This window comes from Arthrobacter ramosus (assembly GCF_039535095.1).
GTDB lineage: Bacteria > Actinomycetota > Actinomycetes > Actinomycetales > Micrococcaceae > Arthrobacter > Arthrobacter ramosus.
Map to the genome: position 1 here is coordinate 1358323 of NZ_BAAAWN010000001.1, position 21316 is coordinate 1379638.

The 21316-nt window shown below is 64.1% G+C and carries 20 protein-coding genes and 1 riboswitch; of the genes, 6 read left to right on the top strand and 14 right to left on the bottom strand.

Annotation, left to right across the window (positions count from 1 at the left end):
• Positions 1-9 precede the first annotated feature (9 nt).
• The gene (locus ABD742_RS06390) at positions 10-1008 is read left to right on the top strand and encodes a S1C family serine protease (RefSeq protein ID WP_234747961.1); all 999 of its coding nucleotides are present in this window, start codon (positions 10-12) and stop codon (positions 1006-1008) included.
• Between the two features lie 65 nt (positions 1009-1073).
• Here the strand turns inward: ABD742_RS06390 and ABD742_RS06395 are convergent, their stop codons facing one another.
• On the bottom strand, positions 1074-1214 hold the full coding sequence (locus ABD742_RS06395) for a hypothetical protein (protein WP_234747959.1): 141 nt from the start codon (positions 1212-1214) through the stop codon (positions 1074-1076).
• 114 nt (positions 1215-1328) lie between these two features.
• Entirely contained in the window at positions 1329-1703 is a 375-nt protein-coding gene (locus ABD742_RS06400) for a hypothetical protein (RefSeq protein WP_234747956.1), read from the bottom strand.
• A 74-nt stretch (positions 1704-1777) separates the two neighbouring features.
• Between ABD742_RS06400 and ABD742_RS06405 the strand changes: the two genes are divergently transcribed.
• A complete protein-coding gene (locus ABD742_RS06405; RefSeq protein WP_372460873.1) occupies positions 1778-3229 on the top strand; it encodes an MFS transporter in 1452 nt (483 codons plus the stop codon).
• Positions 3230-3270: 41 nt separating this feature from the next.
• On the opposite strand, the gene ABD742_RS06410 is transcribed toward ABD742_RS06405, so the two are convergent.
• From ABD742_RS06410 to ABD742_RS06440, 7 genes are all read right to left on the bottom strand, one after another.
• Complete coding sequence (locus ABD742_RS06410; RefSeq protein WP_234747954.1) at positions 3271-3984, bottom strand: metal-dependent transcriptional regulator; 714 nt, start codon at positions 3982-3984, stop codon at positions 3271-3273.
• Positions 3985-4013: 29 nt separating this feature from the next.
• Positions 4014-4790: a class I SAM-dependent methyltransferase gene (locus tag ABD742_RS06415; protein ID WP_234747952.1), complete on the bottom strand. Its 777-nt coding sequence runs from the start codon at positions 4788-4790 to the stop codon at positions 4014-4016.
• A gap of 50 nt (positions 4791-4840) precedes the next feature.
• Positions 4841-6265 carry an aminotransferase class V-fold PLP-dependent enzyme gene (locus ABD742_RS06420; protein WP_234747950.1) on the bottom strand — a complete coding sequence of 475 codons (1425 nt, stop codon included), beginning with the start codon at positions 6263-6265 and terminating at the stop codon, positions 4841-4843.
• A 35-nt stretch (positions 6266-6300) separates the two neighbouring features.
• Positions 6301-6413: riboswitch (SAM riboswitch) on the bottom strand.
• A 160-nt stretch (positions 6414-6573) separates the two neighbouring features.
• Positions 6574-7386, bottom strand: coding sequence for a histidinol-phosphatase (gene hisN, locus ABD742_RS06425; RefSeq protein WP_234747948.1), 813 nt, complete (start codon positions 7384-7386; stop codon positions 6574-6576).
• Positions 7387-7477: 91 nt separating this feature from the next.
• On the bottom strand, positions 7478-8593 hold the full coding sequence (rsgA, locus tag ABD742_RS06430) for a ribosome small subunit-dependent GTPase A (RefSeq protein ID WP_234747946.1): 1116 nt from the start codon (positions 8591-8593) through the stop codon (positions 7478-7480).
• A gap of 2 nt (positions 8594-8595) precedes the next feature.
• Positions 8596-9990, bottom strand: coding sequence for a 3-phosphoshikimate 1-carboxyvinyltransferase (aroA, locus tag ABD742_RS06435; protein ID WP_234747944.1), 1395 nt, complete (start codon positions 9988-9990; stop codon positions 8596-8598).
• 6 nt (positions 9991-9996) lie between these two features.
• Complete coding sequence (locus ABD742_RS06440) at positions 9997-10512, bottom strand: DoxX family protein (protein WP_234747942.1); 516 nt, start codon at positions 10510-10512, stop codon at positions 9997-9999.
• 215 nt (positions 10513-10727) lie between these two features.
• Here ABD742_RS06440 and ABD742_RS06445 point away from each other — a divergent pair, with 215 nt between their 5' ends.
• A complete protein-coding gene (locus ABD742_RS06445; protein WP_372460872.1) occupies positions 10728-11567 on the top strand; it encodes a sigma-70 family RNA polymerase sigma factor in 840 nt (279 codons plus the stop codon).
• Positions 11564-11821: a mycothiol system anti-sigma-R factor gene (gene rsrA, locus ABD742_RS06450; protein ID WP_028264789.1), complete on the top strand. Its 258-nt coding sequence runs from the start codon at positions 11564-11566 to the stop codon at positions 11819-11821. The genes ABD742_RS06445 and rsrA overlap by 4 nt, the downstream gene beginning before the upstream one ends.
• Before the next feature lie 78 nt (positions 11822-11899).
• Here rsrA and ABD742_RS24300 read toward each other — a convergent pair whose 3' ends face one another.
• The 5 genes from ABD742_RS24300 to ABD742_RS06470 form a co-directional block, all read right to left on the bottom strand.
• Positions 11900-11974, bottom strand: a complete 75-nt coding sequence (locus ABD742_RS24300) for a 50S ribosomal protein bL37 (RefSeq protein ID WP_369299106.1) — start codon at positions 11972-11974, stop codon at positions 11900-11902.
• A 108-nt stretch (positions 11975-12082) separates the two neighbouring features.
• A complete protein-coding gene (locus tag ABD742_RS06455; RefSeq protein WP_234747938.1) occupies positions 12083-12697 on the bottom strand; it encodes a PadR family transcriptional regulator in 615 nt (204 codons plus the stop codon).
• Positions 12697-13545 (bottom strand): DUF4097 family beta strand repeat-containing protein, encoded by an 849-nt coding sequence (locus ABD742_RS06460; protein ID WP_234747934.1) that lies wholly within the window; start codon positions 13543-13545, stop codon positions 12697-12699. The genes ABD742_RS06455 and ABD742_RS06460 overlap by 1 nt, the downstream gene beginning before the upstream one ends.
• A 118-nt stretch (positions 13546-13663) precedes the next feature.
• Positions 13664-14263, bottom strand: coding sequence for a GDSL-type esterase/lipase family protein (locus ABD742_RS06465; RefSeq protein WP_234747933.1), 600 nt, complete (start codon positions 14261-14263; stop codon positions 13664-13666).
• A 135-nt stretch (positions 14264-14398) separates the two neighbouring features.
• Positions 14399-18211 carry a multifunctional oxoglutarate decarboxylase/oxoglutarate dehydrogenase thiamine pyrophosphate-binding subunit/dihydrolipoyllysine-residue succinyltransferase subunit gene (locus ABD742_RS06470; protein WP_234747931.1) on the bottom strand — a complete coding sequence of 1271 codons (3813 nt, stop codon included), beginning with the start codon at positions 18209-18211 and terminating at the stop codon, positions 14399-14401.
• 542 nt (positions 18212-18753) lie between these two features.
• Here ABD742_RS06470 and ABD742_RS06475 point away from each other — a divergent pair.
• Together ABD742_RS06475 and ABD742_RS06480 are read left to right on the top strand one after the other, a co-directional pair.
• Positions 18754-20220, top strand: coding sequence for a hemolysin family protein (locus ABD742_RS06475; RefSeq protein WP_234747929.1), 1467 nt, complete (start codon positions 18754-18756; stop codon positions 20218-20220).
• Positions 20217-21287, top strand: a complete 1071-nt coding sequence (locus ABD742_RS06480) for a hemolysin family protein (protein WP_234747927.1) — start codon at positions 20217-20219, stop codon at positions 21285-21287. Before ABD742_RS06475 ends, ABD742_RS06480 begins: the two co-directional genes overlap by 4 nt.
• Positions 21288-21316 lie beyond the last annotated feature (29 nt).

Below are 21316 nucleotides of genomic sequence, written 5' to 3' on the forward strand. Positions count from 1 at the left end.
AGGTGCACGATGAGTACGTTGCCGGAACAAGTATTTCCCGAGGACATCCCTGACGCCCCGTCGGATGACGAAGCCTTGGACGCCTACTCGCGGACAGTGATGCACGTCGCAGAGACAGTCACGCCGCATGTTGCAGCATTGGAGATGAGCAGCGCCCGCAGAAACGGCCAGGTCAGGATCGGAAGTGGATCGGCCGTCGTGTTCACGGGGGACGGCTATATGCTGACCAACGCCCACGTAGTCTCGGGGCTCCGCTCCGGGCGGGCAATCTTCGCCGACGGAACCCATAGCGACGTCGAACTCGTCGGTGCGGATCCCTTGTCCGATCTCGCAATCGTCCGCGGGCACCACACACCGCCGCCGGCCACCTTGGGCAACGCGGAGTCGCTGCACGTCGGCCAATTGGTGATCGCCGTGGGTAACCCGCTGGGACTGGCAGGATCAGTGACCGCGGGCGTCGTCAGCGGCCTCGGACGCTCCATCCCGGTCAGGTCCGGCCGGCACAGCAGGGTCATCGAGGACGTCATCCAGACCGACGCAGCGTTGAACCCGGGCAATTCCGGGGGAGCCCTTGCCGACACCAAAGGGCGGATTGTGGGGATCAACACCGCCGTGGCCGGTTTGGGCCTCGGACTTGCAGTACCCATCAACACCACCACCCAACGGATCATCGCCGCCCTGCTGAAGGACGGCCGGGTCCGCCGGGCATACCTTGGCTTGGTGAGCACCCCTATTCCGTTGGACGCGAGTGCGGTGATCCGGACAGGCCAGAAGGAAGCGCTGCGGGTGGTGGAAGTCATCGCCGGATCTCCGGCGGAGCGGGCAGGCCTGCTCGCGGGCGATCTGGTCCTCAGCGCACAGTCGCGGGCCGTATCCAGTGCTGAGAGCCTTCAAAAACTCTTGTTTTCGCAGGCCATCGGTGAGCCGTTCTTCCTGACGGTCCTCCGGGACGGCAAAATCCACGCGATTGTCGCCGTGCCCAGCGAAATGACTGACGCGGATTCATGAGGAGCCGGGGTCACGACGGAACCATTCAGCTAAAAAGCCGGGGCCACGATGGCTCCGGCTTTTTGCTATTTCTTCCGCATCCTCAAATGGGCCACCGGATCCACGGCGGCGTCGGATTCGTGCTTGGCACGCTTCACTGCCCGTTTCTCCTTGATGGTCTTGATACTCTTTTTCGTCTCGTGCTGGTGCGGCGCTTTGTCAGGCATGTCATGCTCCCTAACTACGGATCTTCCCTGAAGATCCTGCAAAGAGGGTCCTGAAAGGCCCTCTCCTTGTAAGTTACGCCTGTTTCGGTTGAAAGCAACCGAACGCCCGAGCAACTAGGCTTCGGAAGCCGGGACGTCCACAATGCCCACGAACCGTGAGCCGATTCCTTCGTACTCGCTGCGGACCTCTCCGGGCAGGATTCCGGGAACCTCGCTGTTCCGGTGGTGGCCGCAGAAAACGTAGGTGAACTCCGGCCACCATTTCTTGGGACGGGCAGCCTCGGTGTAGCCGCAGACGACGCAGCTCAGGTGCACCCACACAGGACGCTTGCCGGTGCGGTTGGCGCGGGATTGGACGAGCCACTGCGGTGGATTGTCTTGCAGCTCGCTCAACTCGGCTTTTGAAAGCCTGGCGGGGATGCCGTGGCGTTGGGCCATTTCCATCGAAATATCAAGGGCCAGTGCGGCGTCACGTCTGCTAATCACCATTCAACGATACGGGAATTTCGCCGTGGCAGGATCGGGCAGGAATCCGGACGGGAGCGGACGAGCAGGCGTAGGCTGTGCTCATGACCGACGCAGCGGCCCTGCTGCCAAGCACTCCGCTCCAAAAGCGGGTCCTTGTTGTGGCTATTGTGGCTTCCTTCATCGCCATTTTGGATGGCTTCGTGGTGAACCTCGCGCTCCCCGCGATTGGCCGCGAACTGGGTGGTGGACTTGTTATCCAGCAATGGGTGGTGGATGCCTACCTTTTGACCCTGGGTGCGCTGATCCTGGTCGCCGGATCCCTCTCCGACCACTTCGGCCGCGCCCGCATCCTCGAATGGGGACTCGCCGGCTTCACCCTCACCTCCGTCACGTGCGGTCTCGCCTGGAACGGGGAGGTGCTGGTGGTATCGCGGGCCCTGCAAGGGATCGCCGGTGCCCTGCTTGTCCCGAGTTCGCTGGCCATGATCGTCACGTTCTTCTCCGGGCCCGCGCAGTCCAAAGCCATCGGCCAATGGTCCGGCTGGACCAGCGCGGCTGCCATCGTCGCCCCGCTGATCGGCGGCGCATCGGTCGACCTGCTGTCCTGGCGCGTCATCTTCTTTATCAATGTGATTCCGGCCGTCGCCGTCTGGCCGATCCTCGCCGGGCTGCGGAAGTCCGATGCCGCCACGGACACAAGCAAGAAGATCGACTACCTTGGCGCGTTCCTGGCCATGGTGGGACTCGGTGGCCCGGTCTACGCTTTCATCGAACAAGGGCGCATGGGCTGGAGCAACATGGTGGTCTGGATGCCGCTCGCCGTCGGAGCCGTTGGCCTGGTCCTCTTCCTGATCCACGAAGCCAGGACCCCGGAACCAATGCTGCCCCTACGGCTCTTCGGCATCCGTAATTTCGGTTGGGGAAACATCGCCACGCTGGCCATTTACGGCGCCCTGTCCCTCGGCTTCTTCGCCGTAGGCATCTACTTGCAGCAAGTGGGAGGGATGAAAGCGACTACTGCGGGCATCGCGTTGCTCCCCGCGACGGTCCTCCTGATGCTCACGGCCTCATTCTTCGGCGGACTCGCGGGCAAGTACGGTCCGCGGTGGTTCATGACGGCCGGGCCGTTCATCTGCGGAATCGGTTTTCTCATGACCTTGGCCGTCCAGGAGCCCTTGAACTACTGGACGCAAGTGCTGCCCGGGCAGATCGTCTTCGGGATCGGCCTCAGCACCTTGGTGGCGCCCCTCACCGCCGCTATCCTCGGCGCGGTGCCCACCGAAGAGGCAGGGATCGGCTCCGCAGTGAACAACGCCGTGGCCCGCATCGCGGGCTTGATCTGCATCGCATTTGCCGGACTCATCATCGGCCCGGTCTTCAGCCGCCAGGGTCTCATGAATGCCGTGGTGGTCACCGCCGTGCTGTTCTTCCTCGGGGCGGCGGCATCCGCCGTCGGGATCCGGAACCCGGTGCTGGGCCCTGCGGTGATGGACTCTCCGGAAGGTCCAGCGCCCGACGACGGCGGGACGGCTGCCCAGCGCGCCTGAACAGTACTTTCCAAGACACCGGCTTTCCAGTCACAGCTTCGTCAGCGTTCCGCGAGGACGCAGCCTTCGTGGATGGTGTCCGTGGCTACCCACAACGCCGAAGTGACCTCATCAGCGAGATCGTAGTCGCGGCTGCCCGGACCTTTTCCGATCCGGACCACCAGCGCACCGCCGAACGGTTTGCGGCCAATCACCTGGACGCGGGCATCAAGGTCGATTTCCTCGGCGGACAGGTAGCGCAGCAGCTCCGGGTTTTCGTCGCTGATCCGGGTGATCTTCCCGGAATGGCCGTCGTCGAGCTCGATCATCCGGTGCGCATGCGGCAGGCTCACCGAACCGTCCGCAGCGGGGATGGGGTCACCATGGGGATCGCGTCCGGGGTTGCCCAGCTTGGCGGCCATGCGATCGATGAACGTGTCCGAGACAGCGTGCTCGAGCATCTCGGCCTCGTCGTGGACTTCATCCCAGCTGTAGCCCAGCTCCCTCACGAGGTAGGTCTCGATCAGGCGGTGCCGGCGGACCATGCCCAGGGCAAGCTGCATTCCCTGGGGGGTCAAGGTAATGGCGCTGTAGGGCTGGTGGTCCACCAGGCCTTGGTCCTTGAGCTTGCGGACCATCTCCGAGACGGAGGAATTGGCGACACCGAGCCGCTGCGCGAGCTGTGAGGACGTGATGGGTTTGTCCTGCCACTCCGTGAAGGAGTAGATGACCTTGACGTAGTCCTCGATCGAGGAGGAGGGCGCACTGGTCTTCACGGTTCCAAGCCTATCGTGAACCGGCCGAATCAGACTTTCCGAGCCCGCCAGCTCTGGGTGAGATAGGGCAACGGGATGACCTCGCCCTCAGCGTGCCCGAGATGTTCGAAGAGGTACCACTGAAGATTGCCCATGACCTTGGCCCGGGTGGCGCGATTCGCCCTCAGATAGTAGCTGCGCGACTTCACGAGTTCGAGGATGTCGGCCGGAGTCACGGGATCCTCCCAACGCGTCAGGTGACTTTCGAGGCCGGCGAACTCCAGGCCCACCACAGGCCGGAAGTCCGGTTTGTGGACATCGCCGGCATGCATGATGCGGGACAAGCGATGGACCCAGGGCACTGAAGTGTCCAGTTGGTTCCAGATCAAGCCGAAGACGCCCTGGGGTCGAAGGATCCGGGCGATCTCGGTGCTGGCGGCGAGGGGATCGCACCAGTGCCAGGCCTGGGCAACGCTGACGACGTCGAATGCTGAGTCCGCCAGTCCAGTTGCCTCGGCCGTGCCCTTCAGGGCGACCACTTGTGGATGCGTTTTGCGCAGTTGGATGAGCATGTCCGTGGAAGGGTCCACTGCGGACACAGCCAGCCCGCGCTCGACGAGGAGCGACGTGAACTTTCCGGTGCCGGCGCCGATGTCTGCCGCGTCCCGCGCACCTTCAGGCAGCAGCCAGTCTGCCGAATCCGCAGGGTAGCCGGGCCGGACACGGTCATAGTGTTCTCCGCCGTCCTGGAAACTCCGGCCGAGTTCAAGGCGCCGCTCCTCATAAAGCTTGGGGCCGGCTGACGTGCCTTTGGGTCGCGGGGCCACGCAGGAACTCCTTCGTAGGACAGGAAAAATACCCTACGAATCTACCGCAATCAGTCGGTGCTGCAGGGAGCGGCGCCCGCGGTCCCGGGAGTGTTGGGAGCCCACTCCGGGTAGCTTCGGTGGTCGTTCGCCGGGACCCACCGGCCGGCATCCACCACGTAGTCCCAGCCGAGGCCATTGCTCTTGAGCGCTTGGATGCCCGCGATGAGCCGGGTGGCGTCTTCCAAGCGCGAGCCCACGCCGAAACTGGCTCGAAGGGATCCGGAGGGAAGGCCGAGGCGCTTGAGCAGCGGGTGGGCGCAAAAGCGTCCGTCGCGCAGGCCAATGCCGTGCTCGGCCGCAAGGTAGGCAGCCACCAGTCCGGCGTCGTAGCCCTGGAGCGAGAAGTTCACGACGCCGATGGTGTCCTGGGGATCGGTGTCGCTGAAGATCTGGTGCACGGTCACGCCGTCGATCTCCTTGAGGCCCTCGACCAGATGCGAGCGGATAGCGGCCTCGTGGGCGTGCCATTCATCGTGGTCGAGGCTGGCAATCACTTGTGTGGCCCGTGCGAGGGTGGCAGCGCCGAGCACGTTCGGGGAGCCGCCTTCGTGCCTGGCCGGTCCCGTGGCCCAGCTGACAGAGTCAAGGCGCGCCTCGCGGACGGCTCCGCCTCCGGCAAGGTGCGGTGTGCCGGCGTCGAGCCAATCGGGGCGGCCCACCAGGACACCGGCGCCGAACGGTGCATAGAGCTTGTGCCCCGAGAAAACCAAGTAGTCGACATCCGCGGCGGCGATATCGATGCGGCGGTGCGGGGCGAGCTGGGCCGCGTCCACCACAATCCGCGCCCCGAATTCGTGGGCCAAGGCAGCGAGGTCCTTGATGGGCAGGATTTCGCCGGTCACGTTCGACGCGCCGGTGACAGCCAGGAGGCTGACGCCCCCGTGGGAGAGCGCCGTGCGGACATTGGACACGGTCTCGGACAACGTTCCCGCGGCAACGATGCTGCGGTGGGGGACGCCTTGCCACGGCAGGAGATTGGCGTGGTGCTCAATGTCCAGGTAAAGGACTTCGCCAAGGTGCCGACCGTCCTCAACCGGCAAGCAGCCGGCCAGCAGATTGAGGGAATCGGTGGTGTTGCGAGTGAAAATGACCGAATCGTCCGGCCGCCCGCCAACGAAGTCACGGACGATGTTGCGGGCGTTTTCGTAGACCGAGGTGCTGATCTGGGAGGCATAGCCTGCGCCGCGGTGGACGCTCGCGTAGTACGGCAGGATCTCGTTGAGGTACGCGGAAACCACGGTCAGGGCAGGTGCGGACGCGCCGTAGTCGAGGTTGGCGTAGCGGATGTGGCCGCCCTGGATCAAGGGTGCCTGCAACTCCGCGCCGGTGACCGCGGCCAGTGGGCGGGATGCCCGGGGGAGGGCTTCACCGCGCTGCTGTGCGGATTCGTTGTGCTGCGAAAGAGCCGGGGAAGTAAATGTCGCTGTGCTCATGGGACCTCACTCAAGAGGGACCCCTGCGTACAGGGGGTCCGCGCTTGCCGCATCCGTTCCGGACCGGCCGGGTCGTCACCCGGGGCACCCCGCCGCGATGGAGGGTTGCCGGCCAGCAAACCGGGGTTTCGCGCTGGCACTCGTGACCTGTAAAGAGCGTAGGACACCGGCAAGGCTGGTTCCAACGTGACCCGGATTGTTAAGCGGATTATTACACCGCCGGATAACTGTGCGTTCTGCCGAAGAAAAAGCAGCGGACGCCCCCAAAAAGGGGCGTCCGCCGTCGTTTGTTCAGTGAAGAGAGAGGACTAGAGGAGGTCGTCGAGCTCGGGGTTGAGCCTCTTGAGGACCTCCGAGTGCAGGATCGAGTTGGTAGCGACGGCGTTTCCGCCGAAGGGACCATCCGCGCCGTCGAGGGACGTGAAGCGTCCGCCGGCTTCCGTCACGATCGGAACCAAGGCCGCCATGTCGTAGACCTGGAGTTCCGGCTCCGCGGCGATGTCCACGGCGCCCTCGGCCACGAGGCAGTAGGACCAGAAATCACCGTACGCACGGCTGCGCCAGACATCGTTCTCGAGGCCCAGGAAGCTGTCCAGCGAACCATGCTGCTTCCACTCGGACAGCTCGGAGTAGGAAAGCGAGGCGTCTTCAAGCCGCGACACGTTGGAAACCTTCAGCCGGGTGGCTGCGGCCAGGGATCGGCCCATGTAGGCGCCCGAGCCCTTGGCCGCCCACCAACGCTTGCCGAGCGCCGGAGCGCTCACGAGCCCCACTACTACCTCGCCCTCGTCCACGAGGGCGATCAACGTAGCCCAGACGGGCACGCCGCGCACGAAGTTCTTGGTCCCGTCGATGGGATCGATGATCCAACGCCTTGAGCCGTGGCCCGTGCTGCCGAATTCTTCCCCGAGGACGGCGTCGCGGGGGCGGGAACGGGAGAGCTGCCCGCGGATAGCTTCCTCGGCGGCTTTGTCGGCATCGGTGACGGGGCTCAGGTCGGGTTTGGTCTCGACCTGGAGGTCCAGTGCCTTGAACCGCTCCATTGTCAGGGAATCGACGGAGTCGGCCAGGACGTGTGCCAGCCGCAGGTCGTCGTTGTAGCTCGAATCGGGTTGGGTCATGGTTCCAAACTACCGTCTATTCGCCGGTGAGCCGGGGAGGTAGGACGGCAAGCGCGCAGGTAGTTGACCGTGCTGTTAATTGACCGGGCTATTAATTGACAGTGCCCAGTTCCTTCGCCTCTTGGGCTTCCATGCGCGGGTCCGCGCCGAGGAGCCGGCGCAACGACGCCAAGCGGGCCGGGCCTGCCTCGCCGGCGTGGCCGTCAGCGACCCAGGAATCCAGTCCGCAGCGAACCGCGGAGGCATCGTGCTTGCAGCCTCGCTCGCACATTTCCGTTCCAGGTTCCAGATCCGGGAAGGCATGCAGGATGCGGTCCGGGTTCACGTGGGCGAGGCCGAAGGAACGGATGCCGGGCGTATCGATGATCCAGCTGCCGCCGGGGGCGTCACTGAGCTTTAGTGCAAGCGCTGAGGACGAGGTATGGCGGCCCCGGCCCGTCACGGCGTTGACCCCGCCCGTGGCGCGTTCGGCGCCGGTGAGGGCATTCACCATGGTGGACTTCCCGACGCCGGAATGGCCCAGGAGCACGGTGACCTTGCCGTCGAGGTAGTCCCGCAATTGGCCGACGGCGTCGCCGTCGAGGCGGGCGGACAAGCCGTCGTCGGAACGGGCGTCGATGCCGGAAGCCCCTGCGTCGGCCGTCCGGCTGATGATGATGGGGAAACCCAGGCTCACATAGTTGGCAAGGAGTTCCGTCGGATCCTTGACGTCCGCTTTGGTAACGAGCAGCAGCGGCTCGATTCCGGCGTCGTACGCTGCCACCAAGGCGCGGTCGATGAATCCGGTGCGCGGCTCCGGGTTGGCGGCCGCAACCACCACCACGAGCTGGTCGGCGTTGGCGACGACGGCCCGTTCGATCGGATCCGTGTCATCGGCACTCCGCCGCAGGAGGGTCTTGCGCTCCTCGACGCGCACGAGGCGGGCGAGGGTGTCCGGGGCTCCGGACACATCGCCGACGAGGGCCACGAAGTCTCCGGGAACCACGGGGGAGCGCCTCAGCTCCCGGGCACGGGCGGCAATGACGATGCGCTCATTGTCCGAGCTTTCGCCCACTATCGCGGTGTAGCGGCCGCGGTCGACTGTGATGATGCGCCCGATCACGGCGTCGTCGTGGCTGGGGCGGTCCTTCGTGCGGGGGCGTGTGCCCTTCTTGTTGGGGCGGATCCGGACGTCGGACTCGTCCCAGGAGCTTGCGTCGCGAGCCATCGTTAGTTGCTTGTCTCCGTTGAGCCGGTGCCCGCGACCGCTTGGCCGGCACTGAGCATCGATGCCCAGATTTGCGGAAATTCGGGCATGGTCTTGGAAGTCGTCGCGATGTCTTCAACCTGGACACCCTCGACGGCGAGCCCCAGGATGGCCCCCGCGGTAGCCATGCGGTGGTCGGCGTAGCTGTGCACGACGCCGGCGTGCAGCACCGCGGGCCGGATCACCAAGCCGTCGCTGGTTTCCTCGGCGTCGCCGCCGAGCCGGTTGATTTCCGCGACCAGCGCAGCAAGCCTGTCCGTTTCGTGTCCACGTAAATGCGCGATGCCAGTGAGGCGGGAAGGGCTGGTTGCCAGGGCGCACAATGCCGCCACCGTAGGGGCGAGTTCGCTGGTTTCGTCGAAGTCGGCGCCCAGGATCTCCGGTCCGCCGGTGACTGTCAGTGTGCCATTGTCCAGCGTGACCGTGGCACCCATGGTGGCGAGGATGTCCCGCCAGAGATCCCCGACTTGCGTGGTGTTGGCCGGCCAGTTGGGGATCCGGATAGTTCCCTTCGTCGCCAGCGCCGCGGCGAGGAAGGGACCCGCGTTGGAGAGATCCTGCTCGATCCTTTCGTCGAATGCCTGGATCGTACCGGGGGCGACGCGCCAATGGTTCGGCACGGAGTCATCCACCTGCACCCCGACGCCCCGGAGGACCGAGACGGTCATGTTGATGTGGTCGAGGCTCGGCACGGGCTTGCCGACATGCTCCAGGTGAAGGCCCTCATCGAAGCGTGCACCGACCAGCAACAGGGCGGAGACGAACTGCGACGAAGCGCTCGCATCGATCACCAAGTGGCCACCGCGGACAGAGCCGGTGCCGGAAACCTTGAACGGCAGGGAGCTCGCCGTGTGCCCGTCCAATGCGCTGACTTCCACTCCGAGTGTCCGGAGGGCTTCGATGATGGTGCCCATGGGACGTTGGCGTGCGTGCGGATCGCCGTCGAACACGGACGCGCCGTTGCGGAGGGCCGCGAGCGGCGGCACAAACCGCATGACCGTGCCGGCCAGGCCACAGTCGATGGCGGTCTCCGATGCGGCAGCCGCCGGGTCGATAGGGGTGACTTCGAGATCCGGGCCGTAGTGTCCATCACCGGGAACCTCGGTAATGCTGGCGCCAAGCCGGCGCAGGGCCTCGACCATCAGGGCGGAATCGCGCGAATGCAAGGGTGCCCGGAGCCTGCTTGGGCCGTTGGCCAGTGCCGCCAGGACCAGATAGCGGTTGGTCAGGGACTTCGAACCAGGAACCGTGACCGTGGCATCCACAGGGTGGCTGGCGAAGGGTGCCGGCCACAGGGGGAGTGCGGAGGTGGTGGTGCTCCCTGAATCGTCTGTCTGCGTGGCGGGGGTTCCTGGCATGCTTCCTTATGCTCCAACTGCGTTGTCTACGGCCTTGCGGACGGCCCGGTCTGTCTTCTTGAACTGCTTGCCCGTGGCCTTCTTCGCGTCCATGGCGAGGTGTTCGGCACGCCACGCGAGGCTCGGTTTGCCCGCGGTATCGACAGCGGCAAGGAAAACGCCACCCGTCAGCGAAATGTTCTTAAGCAACTGGGCGCGGCGGGCGAGCCGGCCTTCCTTGGTGCTGATGTCGGCAGAACGCCACTCAACAAAGGTATTCAGGATCGAGATGCCGGCAAGCAGGCTTGCCGAGAACCGGGAACATTTGCCGAGGGCCAGCAAGGCGCCGGCCCCCACTTGCGCGCCGCCGATGACTCGCGCCAGCACCTTCTCGTCCGCCGGGAAAGGCAGTGACTCCGAAGCGCGGCGGAGCAGCGGAGAGAGCTGTTTGGCAGTGTCATCCGCGTTCTTGAGCTTGTCCAGCCCTGCGACGACAAAACTGGAAGCCAACATTGGCCTGGCGAGAAAACGGACGAGGGACATGTTTTGCCTCCTGGATGGCTTGCCACGGTGTTCAGGTGGTGCTGCGTTCAAGTGGTGCGGTGTTCACGGGGTGCAGTCGGATCTAGTCTTGCATCTTTGCGGAATATTTGCCCGGAGCCTGCCGTTGTCACAAGAAGGTGCGGTATGGGCTGGACCTTGGATTGTGGCGCGTGCGTTGTGCCGCGCGGTCATGTCGTTTGAGTGGAGATGGTTTTTTGGCCTTGGTTAAGGACCGCGAGGGACACTTGGCGCTTGGGCGGGAGCTGCCAGGGGACTCCCGGAGGGTGACAGTAGACTTGGATGCAATGAGCACCATGGATCCGGCCGCAGCGGCCATGTACAAAGCAGCGACCGAAGTCACGGACGCAACGTCCGACGGCGGCGCAACTGTTGATGCCGACGTCGAGATTGCAGTGGACTTCGCAACCGAGACCCCCGAGCAACGGAGGGCGCGCTTCGAACGCGACGCCATGCAGTATGTCGACCAGCTCTATTCGGCCGCCATGCGCATGGCCAGGAATCCGTCCGACGCCGAGGACCTGGTCCAGGAGGCCTACACCAAGGCCTTCTCCGCCTTCCACCAGTACAAACCGGGTACCAACCTCAAGGCGTGGCTGTACCGCATCCTGACCAACACGTACATCAACCTTTACCGGAAGCGGCAGCGCGAACCGTTGCAGTCGAATTCGGACAGCATCGAAGACTGGCAGCTGGCGCGGGCGGAATCCCATACGTCCGCGGGGCTGCGCTCTGCGGAGGCGGAGGCACTGGATCATTTGCCGGACTCGGACGTGAAGAGCGCCCTGCAGTCCATTCCGGAGGAATTCCGGCTCGCGGTGTACTTCGCTGACGTCGAAGGCTTCGCATACAAAGAAATATCAGACATCATGAATACCCCGATCGGGACGGTCATGTCCCGGCTTCATCGCGGCAGGAAAATGTTGCGCGATCTGCTGGCGGACTATGCCGCAGAACGGGGAATCAGCGCCGGCGCGGAAGAAAAGGTCTTGGCCGTGGGCGCGGCCACAAGCAAAAAACAGGAGAAAAGGAAATGAGCTGCCAAGGATTGGGTGACTGCGACGATGCTCGGATGCAGCGTATCTACGAGTACCTCGATGGTGCGTTGACCCGCGAAGACATCGCAGAGATCAAAGTGCATCTGGAAGACTGCCCGGAGTGCACCGAGCAATACGACCTTGAGTGCGTCATTCGCACCGTGGTCAAGCGCTCCTGTACGGAAGCGGCTCCTGAGAATCTCAAGAACTCGATCCTGGACAGGATCCACGCTATGAAGTCCGTGGACGTCTAAGAGCTGGAACGGCAAGGGCCCCGGAAACCTGATGGTTTCCGGGGCCCTCCGCATTAAGTCTTACGCTAAGCCGCTGGCTTAGGTGTTGGGACGCTTGCCGTGGTTTGCGCCGCCGCGCTTACGGTCACGACGCTTACGTGCACGCTTGCTCATAGCTGGCCTCCTTAGATTCTTGATACTCAATAAAGCTGCCCTCCAGTCTCCCACATCCCGGGGCCGCCCCGCGAACCGTGCCGGCCAGCCCCGCGGGGAATTGTGGAGTCAGCCCCGCAGGGAATTCCGGATGGAGATCCTGGCCTGGTCCAGGACCGTTCGCACGGTTTCAAGGGCGATCGGAGTCAGGGCCTTCGAGCCGGCGTGCTGTCGCAGCTCCACGCGGATGTCATCGCGGAAGGACTGGACCATCATCTCGGCCTCCTTCAGGATGCGGTGTCCCTCCGGCGAGTAGCTTCCAGCCCACGACTGGAATTCCGCGGACTTCGCATTGGCTCGTGCGGCTTCGGCGGTTGCGGCCAGGTCTGCGCGCAAGCCACGCATGTTGCTGCGGATGTCGTCGCGGAGATTGTCGGCCAACCGCCGCACGGAGGCGGAGATGTTGTCCTCGACGTCGGCCAGTTCCTGCCGCCGGCTGTTGAGCTCCGCCAGTCCGGCCGCGGTGATGGAGTAGTTGGTGCGGCGCCCGTCGCTGCTGGTGGCTACCAGTCCTTCTTCCTCGAGTTTGCCAAGGCGCGGGTAGATGGTTCCGGCACTGGGGGAGTAGGTCCCGCCGAAGCGTTCGCCGAGGGCCTTGATGAGCTCGTACCCGTGCTTGGGGCCCGATTCCAGGAGCGCCAGCAGATAGAGCCGGAGGGCTCCGTGGGCAAAGACGGGCGGCATCAGACTTCCTCTTCTCCGGGGACTGAGTGCGTTGTTCCGGTTGTTGGCGCACTGCCATGGATGATGGAGGTCTTTCCGGACACGGAATTGGTACGCGCCACCATGAGCCGCTCGTCGGGGCCAACGATGGTCTGGACCCTGCCGCCGGACTGGGCGTAGAGCTGGTCATCGATCATCACGGTGCCACTGGCCGTTTTGGCCACGATGTCCACGCCCACATCATGCGGCAGGCGGATGGTGAGGTCGCCTGAAACGGAATTGGCTCCGAAATCCTGGGTGTAGCCGTGCAGGTCGAAGCTGAGGTCCCCGCTGACAGTATTGGCCCGGATGTTCTTGAAGCGGCCCGAAGCCGTGACTTCGCCCGAGACGCTCTTGGCGGTCATGACGCCGTCGTGGTTGCGGGCGATGACTTCGCCACTGACGGTGTTGACGTGAAGCTCGCCCCGCGTGCCGTCCGCGAGGACTGACCCGGACACCGTGTTGAGGCGGATATGACCAGTGACGCCCGACACCATGCCGTCACCCCCCACGGTTCCTGCTTCGACGTCGACGCCGGCAGGCAACGCAATGCTGATGACGATCGTGTTGGTACTGGTGTTGTTGACGGTCCCCATGAGGTTGCGGAACCAACCTTGTGGGCCGTGCAACTGGTGGCGGACTTCGAGCCGGCCATCAACGAGGCTGACGCTCAGTGGATCGCCGCCGATTTCCGAGACTTCGATCCTGGTGATTGCTTCGTCGTGCGTGACGACGTCGAAGCGGCCCTTGACGATCCCCAGCTTGAGAGAGCGGACGCCGTCGACGTCGATGGTCTGCGGACCGGTAACGGTCCAGTTTTCTTCTAACATGACCCCTCCATTGCTGCGTTACATCTATTGCGATATATCGCGTTGATGTATTCACGATATATCGCGACATTGACGTTGGCAATGGGTCTCGCAGGGGGAAGGGCCGTCTCTTGCCCGGCTATTCCGGCTGGGCGATCCTCAGCCACTGGAACCAGCCGCGGTGCAACACGAGCCAGGCCATGAGCCCATAGCCCGACTGGCCCGGGGTGCCGCCATTCGCAGCGAGGTCCGTGCGCCATTGTTCGTGGTTGAGCAAGGGTGAGAACGTGTCGACGTACTGGTGGTTGCGGCGGGTGGTGACATCTGCAAATGCGGCGTTGAGATCCGCGATCCGGCGGTTCTTGGCCGGGTCCAGCGTGGGCGGAGGACCGACGACGAAAACTTCGATGTTGCTTTGGGACGCCCCGTCCAGGATGTTGGCCAGATTGAGGCGGCTGCGTGCTGTGGAGACACCGAACTCAATGTCGCGGCCGGACAGGCCGATCACCAGGCGGTTTTCGTGGACGTTGCTGAAGCGTCTCCCGGCTTCGTCGAGCCAGCGCGCCGCGAGGCCTTCTGTGCCCTCCATGGGGCAGGGAAGAGAGTAGCTCTCCACAAGAACGGAGTCCTGGGGAGTCCGCGCAAGAACCCTTCCGAGCCAGCCCAAGGCCCTGGGGTCACCGAGCCCGGCGAGTAGTTCATCACCAACAGCTGCGATGCGCAGCTTCCTGTCTTCCACAGTTACCTCTTCACCAAACGTTGCGGTCCTTGCATTGTGCCCGGCCGGGCGGACTGATCACCGGGCACGTGTTCCATTAAACAGAACTGCCCGGCTGGAAGCGGGTATTGAACCTCCAGCCGGGCAGCCGCCGTCCTACTTGCGTTCGAATGCCTGCTTGAGCAACGTGGCCTGTTCGGCGCTGTGGCGCTTCATGGAACCGGCTGCCGTGGAAGCCGATGCCGGACGCGAAACGAGGCGGACCTTGCGGTCCAGTGCCTGCGGCAGGTTCAAGCCGATGAACGGCCACGGACCCTGGTTGGCGGGTTCGTCCTGCGCCCAGACGATGTCGGCGTTCGGGTACTTGGCCAGTTCCGCCTCGATCTGGGCCTGGGGCAGCGGGTACAGCTGCTCCAGGCGGATGATTGCCGTCGAGGTGTCGCCGGTCTTCTGGCGGTTCGACAGGAGATCGTAGTAGAGGCGGCCGGAAACCAGGATCACGCGGTCAACGCTCTGGGCCTGAAGGGGCTCGTGTTCGCCGATGACCGGCTTGAAGCCGCCCGTGGTGAAGTCCTCCACCGCGGAAGCCGCACCCTTGAGGCGCAAAAGCTGCTTCGGGGTGAAGACGATGAGCGGCTTGCGCGGACGGCTGTAGGCCTGTCGGCGCAACAAGTGGAAGTGCGAGGCAGCCGTGGTGGGGTTCGCCACGATCATGTTGTCTTCGGCACAAAGCTGCAGGAAGCGCTCGATGCGTGCGGACGAGTGGTCCGGTCCCTGGCCTTCGTAGCCGTGAGGCAGCATGAGCACGAGCGAGGAACGCTGGCCCCACTTCTGTTCAGCCGAGGAGATGAATTCGTCGATGATGGTCTGTGCGCCGTTGACGAAGTCACCGAACTGCGCTTCCCACAAGACCAGGGCGTCAGGGCGTTCCACGGAGTAGCCGTACTCGAAGCCCATTGCCGCGTATTCGGACAACAAGGAGTCGTAGATCCACAGCTTGGCCTGCTCGTCGCTCAGGTTGCCCAGCGGCATCCATTCGCTGCCGTTCGCGCGGTCGTGGAAGACGGCGTGACGCTGCACGAACGTGCCACGACGGGAGTCCTGGCCGGCGAGGCGGACCGGGACGCCTTCCATGACGAGCGAACCAAAGGCCGCGATCTCGCCGAAGCCCCAGTCGATGCCGCCTTCGCGGGACATCTGCTCGCGCTTCTCGAGGAGCTGCTTGAGCTTGGAGTGGACCGTGAAGCCTTCCGGAATATCGAGGTGCGCCTGGCCGATTCTCTGCAGCATTTCGGCTGAAATGGCGGTGGTGGCGGGCGCGTTGGTGCCGGAGTCCGCCTGCTGGGCGATGGGACGCTCGATGTCCGAAACCGCGGCGGAGTCCGCCGTGATGATCGGGATAGGCGAAGTCTGTGCGGCGTGGGTCTCCGCGAAGACGCGCTCGAGGCGTTCCTGGTAGTCGCGCAGCAACTGTTCGGCTTCGTCCTCGGTGATGTCGCCACGGCCGATGAGGGATTCCGTGTAGAGCTTGCGGACGGAGCGCTTGGCTTCGATCAGGTTGTACATGAGCGGCTGCGTCATCGAGGGGTCGTCGCCCTCATTGTGTCCACGGCGGCGGTAGCACACCATGTCCACGATGACGTCCTTGTGGAAGCGCTGACGGAACTCGTAGGCCAACTGTGCGATGCGCACCACGGCCTCGGGGTCGTCACCGTTCACGTGGAAGACCGGGGCCTGGATCATCTTGGCCACGTCGGTGGAGTAGGTCGAGGAACGCGACGACGACGGTGCGGTGGTGAAACCGACCTGGTTGTTCACGATGATGTGGATGGTTCCACCGGTACGGTAACCACGCAGCTGGGACAGGTTGAGCGTTTCCGCCACAACGCCCTGGCCGGCAAAGGCGGCGTCGCCGTGGACCATGATGGGCAACACGGGGAACGCCTCGCCCTGGTCCAGCCGGTCCTGCTTGGCCCGGACAATGCCTTCAAGCACGGAGTCAACCGCTTCAAGGTGGGACGGGTTGGCAGCGAGGTAGACCTTGGTCTCATTGCCGTTGTCCGAGGTGAACGTGCCTTCAGTGCCGAGGTGGTACTTGACGTCCCCCGAGCCCTGCACGGAGCGGGGGTCCTGCGTGCCTTCGAACTCGCGGAACACCTGTGCGTACGTCTTGCCCGCGATGTTGGTGAGCACGTTGAGGCGGCCGCGGTGGGCCATACCGATCGCGACTTCGTCGAGTCCGTCGTCGGCGGCGTCGGAAATGATGGTGTCCAGCAGCGGAATCAGGGATTCCCCGCCTTCGAGGGAGAAGCGCTTCTGGCCCACGAACTTGGTCTGCAGGAAGGTCTCGAAGGCCTCTGCTGCGTTGAGCTTGGAAACGATGCGCAGCTGCTCTTCGCGGCTCGGCTTGGAGTACGGGTGCTCCACCTGGTCCTGGAACCACTTGCGTTCTTCAGGCTCCTGGATGTGCATGTACTCAATGCCCGTGGTGCGGCAGTAAGCGTCGCGGAGGACGCCCAGGATGTCGCGGAACTTGAGCATCGGCTTGCCGCCGAATCCGCCGGTGGGCCACTCGCGGTCCAGGTCCCACAGGGTGAGGCCATACGTCAGCACGTCGAGGTCCGGGTGCTTGCGCTGGACATATTCGAGGGGGTTCGTGTCTGCCATGAGGTGGCCGCGGACCCGGTAGGAGTGGATCAACTGCTGGATGCGGGCAACCTTGTTGATCTCGTCAGCGGGGTCGACCTGGAGGTCGGGGCTCCAACGGACGGGCTCGTAGGGAATGCGGAGCGCTTCGAAGATCTCGTCGTAGAAGTTCTGGGCACCGAGGAGGAGCTGGTGGACGAGCTTGAGGAACTCGCCGCTTCCTGCGCCTTGGATGACGCGGTGGTCGTACGTGGACGTCAGTGTGAGGATCTTGCTGATGGCGTTCTGGGCGATGATCTTCTCGCTGGCGCCCTGCCACTCGGCCGGGTAATCGAGGGCTCCGACGCCGATGATGGCGGCCTGGCCCTTGGAGAGCCGGGGCACGGAGTGCACAGTACCGATGCCACCCGGGTTTGTCAGGGACACGGTGGTGCCCGCGTGGTCGTCCGCCGTGAGCTTGCCGTTGCGCGCACGCTTGATGAGGTCTTCGTAGGTGTGCCAGAACTCCGCGAAGTTCATGGTCTCGGCCTTCTTGATGTTGGGAACCATCAGGAGGCGCGTGCCATCGGGCTTGGGCATGTCAATGGCGATGCCGAAGTTGACGTGTGCGGGCTGCACGGCAACGGGCTTGCCATCTACTTCGTCGTAGTACACGTTCATCGACGGGAACTGGGACAGGGCGCGGACCACCGCGTAGCCGATGAGGTGGGTGAAGGAGACCTTGCCGCCACGGGCGCGGGCAAGGTTGGAATTGATGACAACCCGGTTGTCGATCAGGAGTTTGGCGGGAACGGCCCTGACGCTCGTGGCGGTAGGAACCTCAAGGCTCAAGACCATGTTGGACGCAATGGCCTTGGCCGGACCACGGAGGACGGAGACGACGTCCTCTTCCGGGGGAGTGGGAGCCTTGGTGCTCTTGGGAAGCTGGGCCGGGATCGGCTGGGACTGGCTGCCGTCGGATGGCTTCTGCGCGCCGTCCTTGGCGACAGTGGCCGGAGCCTTCTTGACCGGTGCTGCAGGAGCAGCCGGAGCAGGTGCGGGGGCGGCAGGGGTAGCGGCCGGGGCAACCACGGGCGCGACCGGCGTCATTGCCGTTGCTGCGGCCGGTGCCACGACAGGAATTTCTCGAGTGGGAGGGTTTGCAGGGGCTGCGGATGTTCCGTTGGAAGAAGTGCCGTCAGCGGTGTCGAAGGACTCGAAAAGCGGCCACCACTTGGCGTCGACCGAATTCTTGTCCTGCTGGTACCGCTCGTACAGTTCGTCAACGAGCCACTCGTTTCCGCCAAATTCCTCGGGTAGACGGTGGCTTGGCTGCTCTGGCACTTGAAATACGCCTCTTCCATGAGTGTTGATTTCCAGCTGGCCCGGGGAACTGCAGGGGGTGCAAAGGCGAGCCAGGGTCTGGGTCCCGCGAACTCAGACCCTAGCCAGTCTAGTGACGAGCGGCGGCTATCTGCCAATAGTGGTGATCTAAATCATGCCAATCGCTATATGCCTCGGCTTCCGCGCACTGAGGGGCTATTCTTTCCCGGGATTTTCCTGCCGTTTTTAGCGTCGCAGACCTCGACCCCGGCCGGTGAAGTCGCGTGAAGCCGCCCGGCGGCCGGACTGTAGACTTGAATTCTTATGGACAGTAATTCTAGGTGCCGGCCTGGGAGCTGCGGGGGAAGCCGTTCGGCAATCTCCGCGCAACGCACCCGCAGAGCCGGCAATGCCCGTACACATGCCCATCGAACCCCGGAGCTCCAGGCCGGCCGGTCGGCGGATTCTTCATCCGCTGCGTCCGACCAACCCCCGCCGGGTCAATCAGCCCTTAGTCTTCCTGGCGCCCTTTTCCAGCCGTTCGCACCATCCGGCGGCCTTTAATGGAGTGGCTTTTCCTTCTCGCCGGCGTACTCCTGATTCTGGGCACTGGCTTCTTTGTCGCGGTCGAGTTCTCGCTCGTCGCGCTCGACCAGTCAACAGTCCAAAGAGCGGTCGACGGCGGCGACCACGCTGCCGCGGCTTTGCTCAAATGCCTGAAGTCCCTTTCCACCCAGCTCTCAAGCTGCCAATTGGGGATCACCCTCACCACCTTGCTGACCGGCTTCGTCATGGAGCCATCCGTTGGCTCTCTCTTGCACGGACCGCTGCTCTGGGCAGGGCTGCCTGAGGCTGCTGCGCAGTCCTTGTCGCTCATCCTGGCCATGACCTTCGCCACCGTCTTGTCGATGCTGATCGGCGAACTTGTCCCGAAAAACATGGCCCTGGCCTTGGCATTTCCGTTGGGCCGGGCGTTGGCCCGGCCGCAACTGATGTTCACGGCCGTGTTCAAGCCCGCGATCGTTGTACTCAATGGCTTCTCGAACAAGGTGCTCAACCTTGTGGGACTCGAGGCCAAGGAAGAGATCTCGGGTGCCCGCTCGCCTTCTGAGCTGGCCTCCCTGGTGCGCCGTTCGGCGGAGCTGGGAACCCTCGACGCCGGGACGGCCAACTTTGTTGCCCGGACCCTGAACTTCTCGGCCCGCACGGCGGCCGACGTCATGACCCCGCGCATCCGCATGGAAACCATCGACGCCGATCAGCCGGTATCGGACATCATCGAAGCGGCCCGGCGGACCGGATATTCGCGCTTCCCGGTCATCGGCGAATCGGCCGATGACATCCGGGGCGTGGTGCACATCAAGAAAGCCGTGTCCGTCCCATCGGAACGCAGGAGCCGGCTGGAAGCCGGAGCCATTATGTCCGAGGTCCTGAGCGTTCCCGAGACCATCCACCTCGACGCCCTGCTTTTGGAACTCCGCGAGGGCAACCTGCAACTCGCCGTCGTGCTTGATGAGTACGGCGGAACCGCGGGTATCGCGACCCTTGAGGACCTGGTGGAGGAAATCGTCGGCGAAGTGGCGGATGAGCACGACAAGGTCCGGCCCGGATTGCTGCAGAGCGCCTCGGGGGACTGGTATTTCCCCGGGCTGTTGCGCCCGGACGAGGTCAGCGAACAGATCCCGGGCCTGACGGTTCCCGACGACCCCGCGTACGAAACGGTGGGCGGTTACGTCATGAGCCAACTTGGACGGATCGCGATGGTCGGCGACATCGTCGAGGCCGGCGGCGGCACTCTGGCCGTCACCCGAATGGACGGCCGCCGGATCGACCGCATTTGCTTCCGCCCCACGGCGCCCGACACCCACGATGACGGCGACGACGATAAAGGCGCTGCGGAAAGCGATTCGAGCGGATGGCAAAGCAGGAAGCAGGCCAGCAAGCGGTTGAATAAGGGCTCCGGCGGTTCGGCAGGCGATGCCGTTGGCAACCCCGTGGCCAAAACCAGCCGCAAAGGACGTGCCGCATGAGTGACTGGGCAGGAATCCTGTGGCTCGTGGTCCTGTTGATCGGCAACGCCTTCTTTGTCGGCGCCGAGTTTGCGGTGATGTCCGCGCGCCGCAGCCAGATTGAGCCTTTGGCCCAACGCGGGTCCAAGCGCGCGCAGACCACCCTGTATGCGATGGAACACGTCTCGCTGATGCTGGCGTGTGCCCAGCTTGGCATCACCGTGTGTTCCTTGCTGATTCTCCTCGTGGCCGAGCCTGCCATCCACCATTTGCTGGGGGCGCCGCTGGAGTCCGTAGGTGTCCCTGTTGAATTGGCAGACGTTATCGCGTTTGCGGTTGCCTTGCTGGCCGTAACGTTCCTGCATGTGACCTTTGGTGAGATGGTCCCCAAGAACATCTCTGTTTCGGTCGCAGACAAGGCGGCCTTGCTGCTGGCGCCGCCGTTGGTCCACGTCGCCCGTTTCGTGAAGCCTGTTATCTGGACCCTGAACTGGCTGGCCAACCGCATCCTTCGCCTGATGAAGATCGAGCCCAAGGACGAGGTGACCTCCTCCTTCACGCTCGAAGAAGTGCAGTCCATCGTGCAGGAATCGACCCGCCACGGGCTCGTGGACGACGACGCCGGCCTGTTGAGCGGCGCTTTGGAGTTTTCCGAGCACACCGCGGCGCACATCATGGTGCCGCTGGACAAACTCGTAACGCTCAAGCCCGGCTCCACGCCGCGGCAACTCGAGAAAGCGGTGAGCCGGACCGGTTTCTCCCGCTTCCCCGTGTTGGACGACGACGGCGAGTTGACCGGCTACCTGCACATCAAGGATGTGCTTTCCATCCCCGAGGAAGGACGCCGCTATCCGATCGCGGAAAGCCGGATCCGGTCCCTCGTGAACCTCGCACCCGAGGACGAGGTTGAAGATGCCATGGCCGTGATGCAGCGGACCGGCTCGCACCTGGGCCGCGTTGTGGGGACAGGCGGCGCGACCCTGGGCGTGTTGTTCCTGGAGGACGTTATCGAGCAGCTTGTGGGCGAGATCCGTGACGCCACCCAGGCCAGGGGAATCCGGCGGCTGGGCGGACCCGAGTCAGCGTAACCTCCTGCTGGCCCCAAGGGGCCGGCAGG

Bases quoted from the DNA above. Each gene is read 5' to 3' on its own strand.
- aroA (WP_234747944.1), bottom strand. From the start codon at position 9,990: ATGCCAGGAACCCCCGCCACGCAGACAGACGATTCAGGGAGCACCACC.
- ABD742_RS06475 (WP_234747929.1), top strand. From the start codon at position 18,754: ATGGAGTGGCTTTTCCTTCTCGCCGGCGTACTCCTGATTCTGGGCACT.
- rsrA (WP_028264789.1), top strand. From the start codon at position 11,564: ATGAGCTGCCAAGGATTGGGTGACTGCGACGATGCTCGGATGCAGCGT.
- ABD742_RS06460 (WP_234747934.1), bottom strand. From the start codon at position 13,545: ATGTTAGAAGAAAACTGGACCGTTACCGGTCCGCAGACCATCGACGTC.
- ABD742_RS06395 (WP_234747959.1), bottom strand. From the start codon at position 1,214: ATGCCTGACAAAGCGCCGCACCAGCACGAGACGAAAAAGAGTATCAAG.
- ABD742_RS06440 (WP_234747942.1), bottom strand. From the start codon at position 10,512: ATGTCCCTCGTCCGTTTTCTCGCCAGGCCAATGTTGGCTTCCAGTTTT.
- hisN (WP_234747948.1), bottom strand. From the start codon at position 7,386: ATGACCCAACCCGATTCGAGCTACAACGACGACCTGCGGCTGGCACAC.
- ABD742_RS06420 (WP_234747950.1), bottom strand. From the start codon at position 6,265: ATGAGCACAGCGACATTTACTTCCCCGGCTCTTTCGCAGCACAACGAA.
- rsgA (WP_234747946.1), bottom strand. From the start codon at position 8,593: ATGGCTCGCGACGCAAGCTCCTGGGACGAGTCCGACGTCCGGATCCGC.
- ABD742_RS06400 (WP_234747956.1), bottom strand. From the start codon at position 1,703: ATGGTGATTAGCAGACGTGACGCCGCACTGGCCCTTGATATTTCGATG.
- ABD742_RS06390 (WP_234747961.1), top strand. From the start codon at position 10: ATGAGTACGTTGCCGGAACAAGTATTTCCCGAGGACATCCCTGACGCC.
- ABD742_RS06455 (WP_234747938.1), bottom strand. From the start codon at position 12,697: ATGCCGCCCGTCTTTGCCCACGGAGCCCTCCGGCTCTATCTGCTGGCG.
- ABD742_RS06480 (WP_234747927.1), top strand. From the start codon at position 20,217: ATGAGTGACTGGGCAGGAATCCTGTGGCTCGTGGTCCTGTTGATCGGC.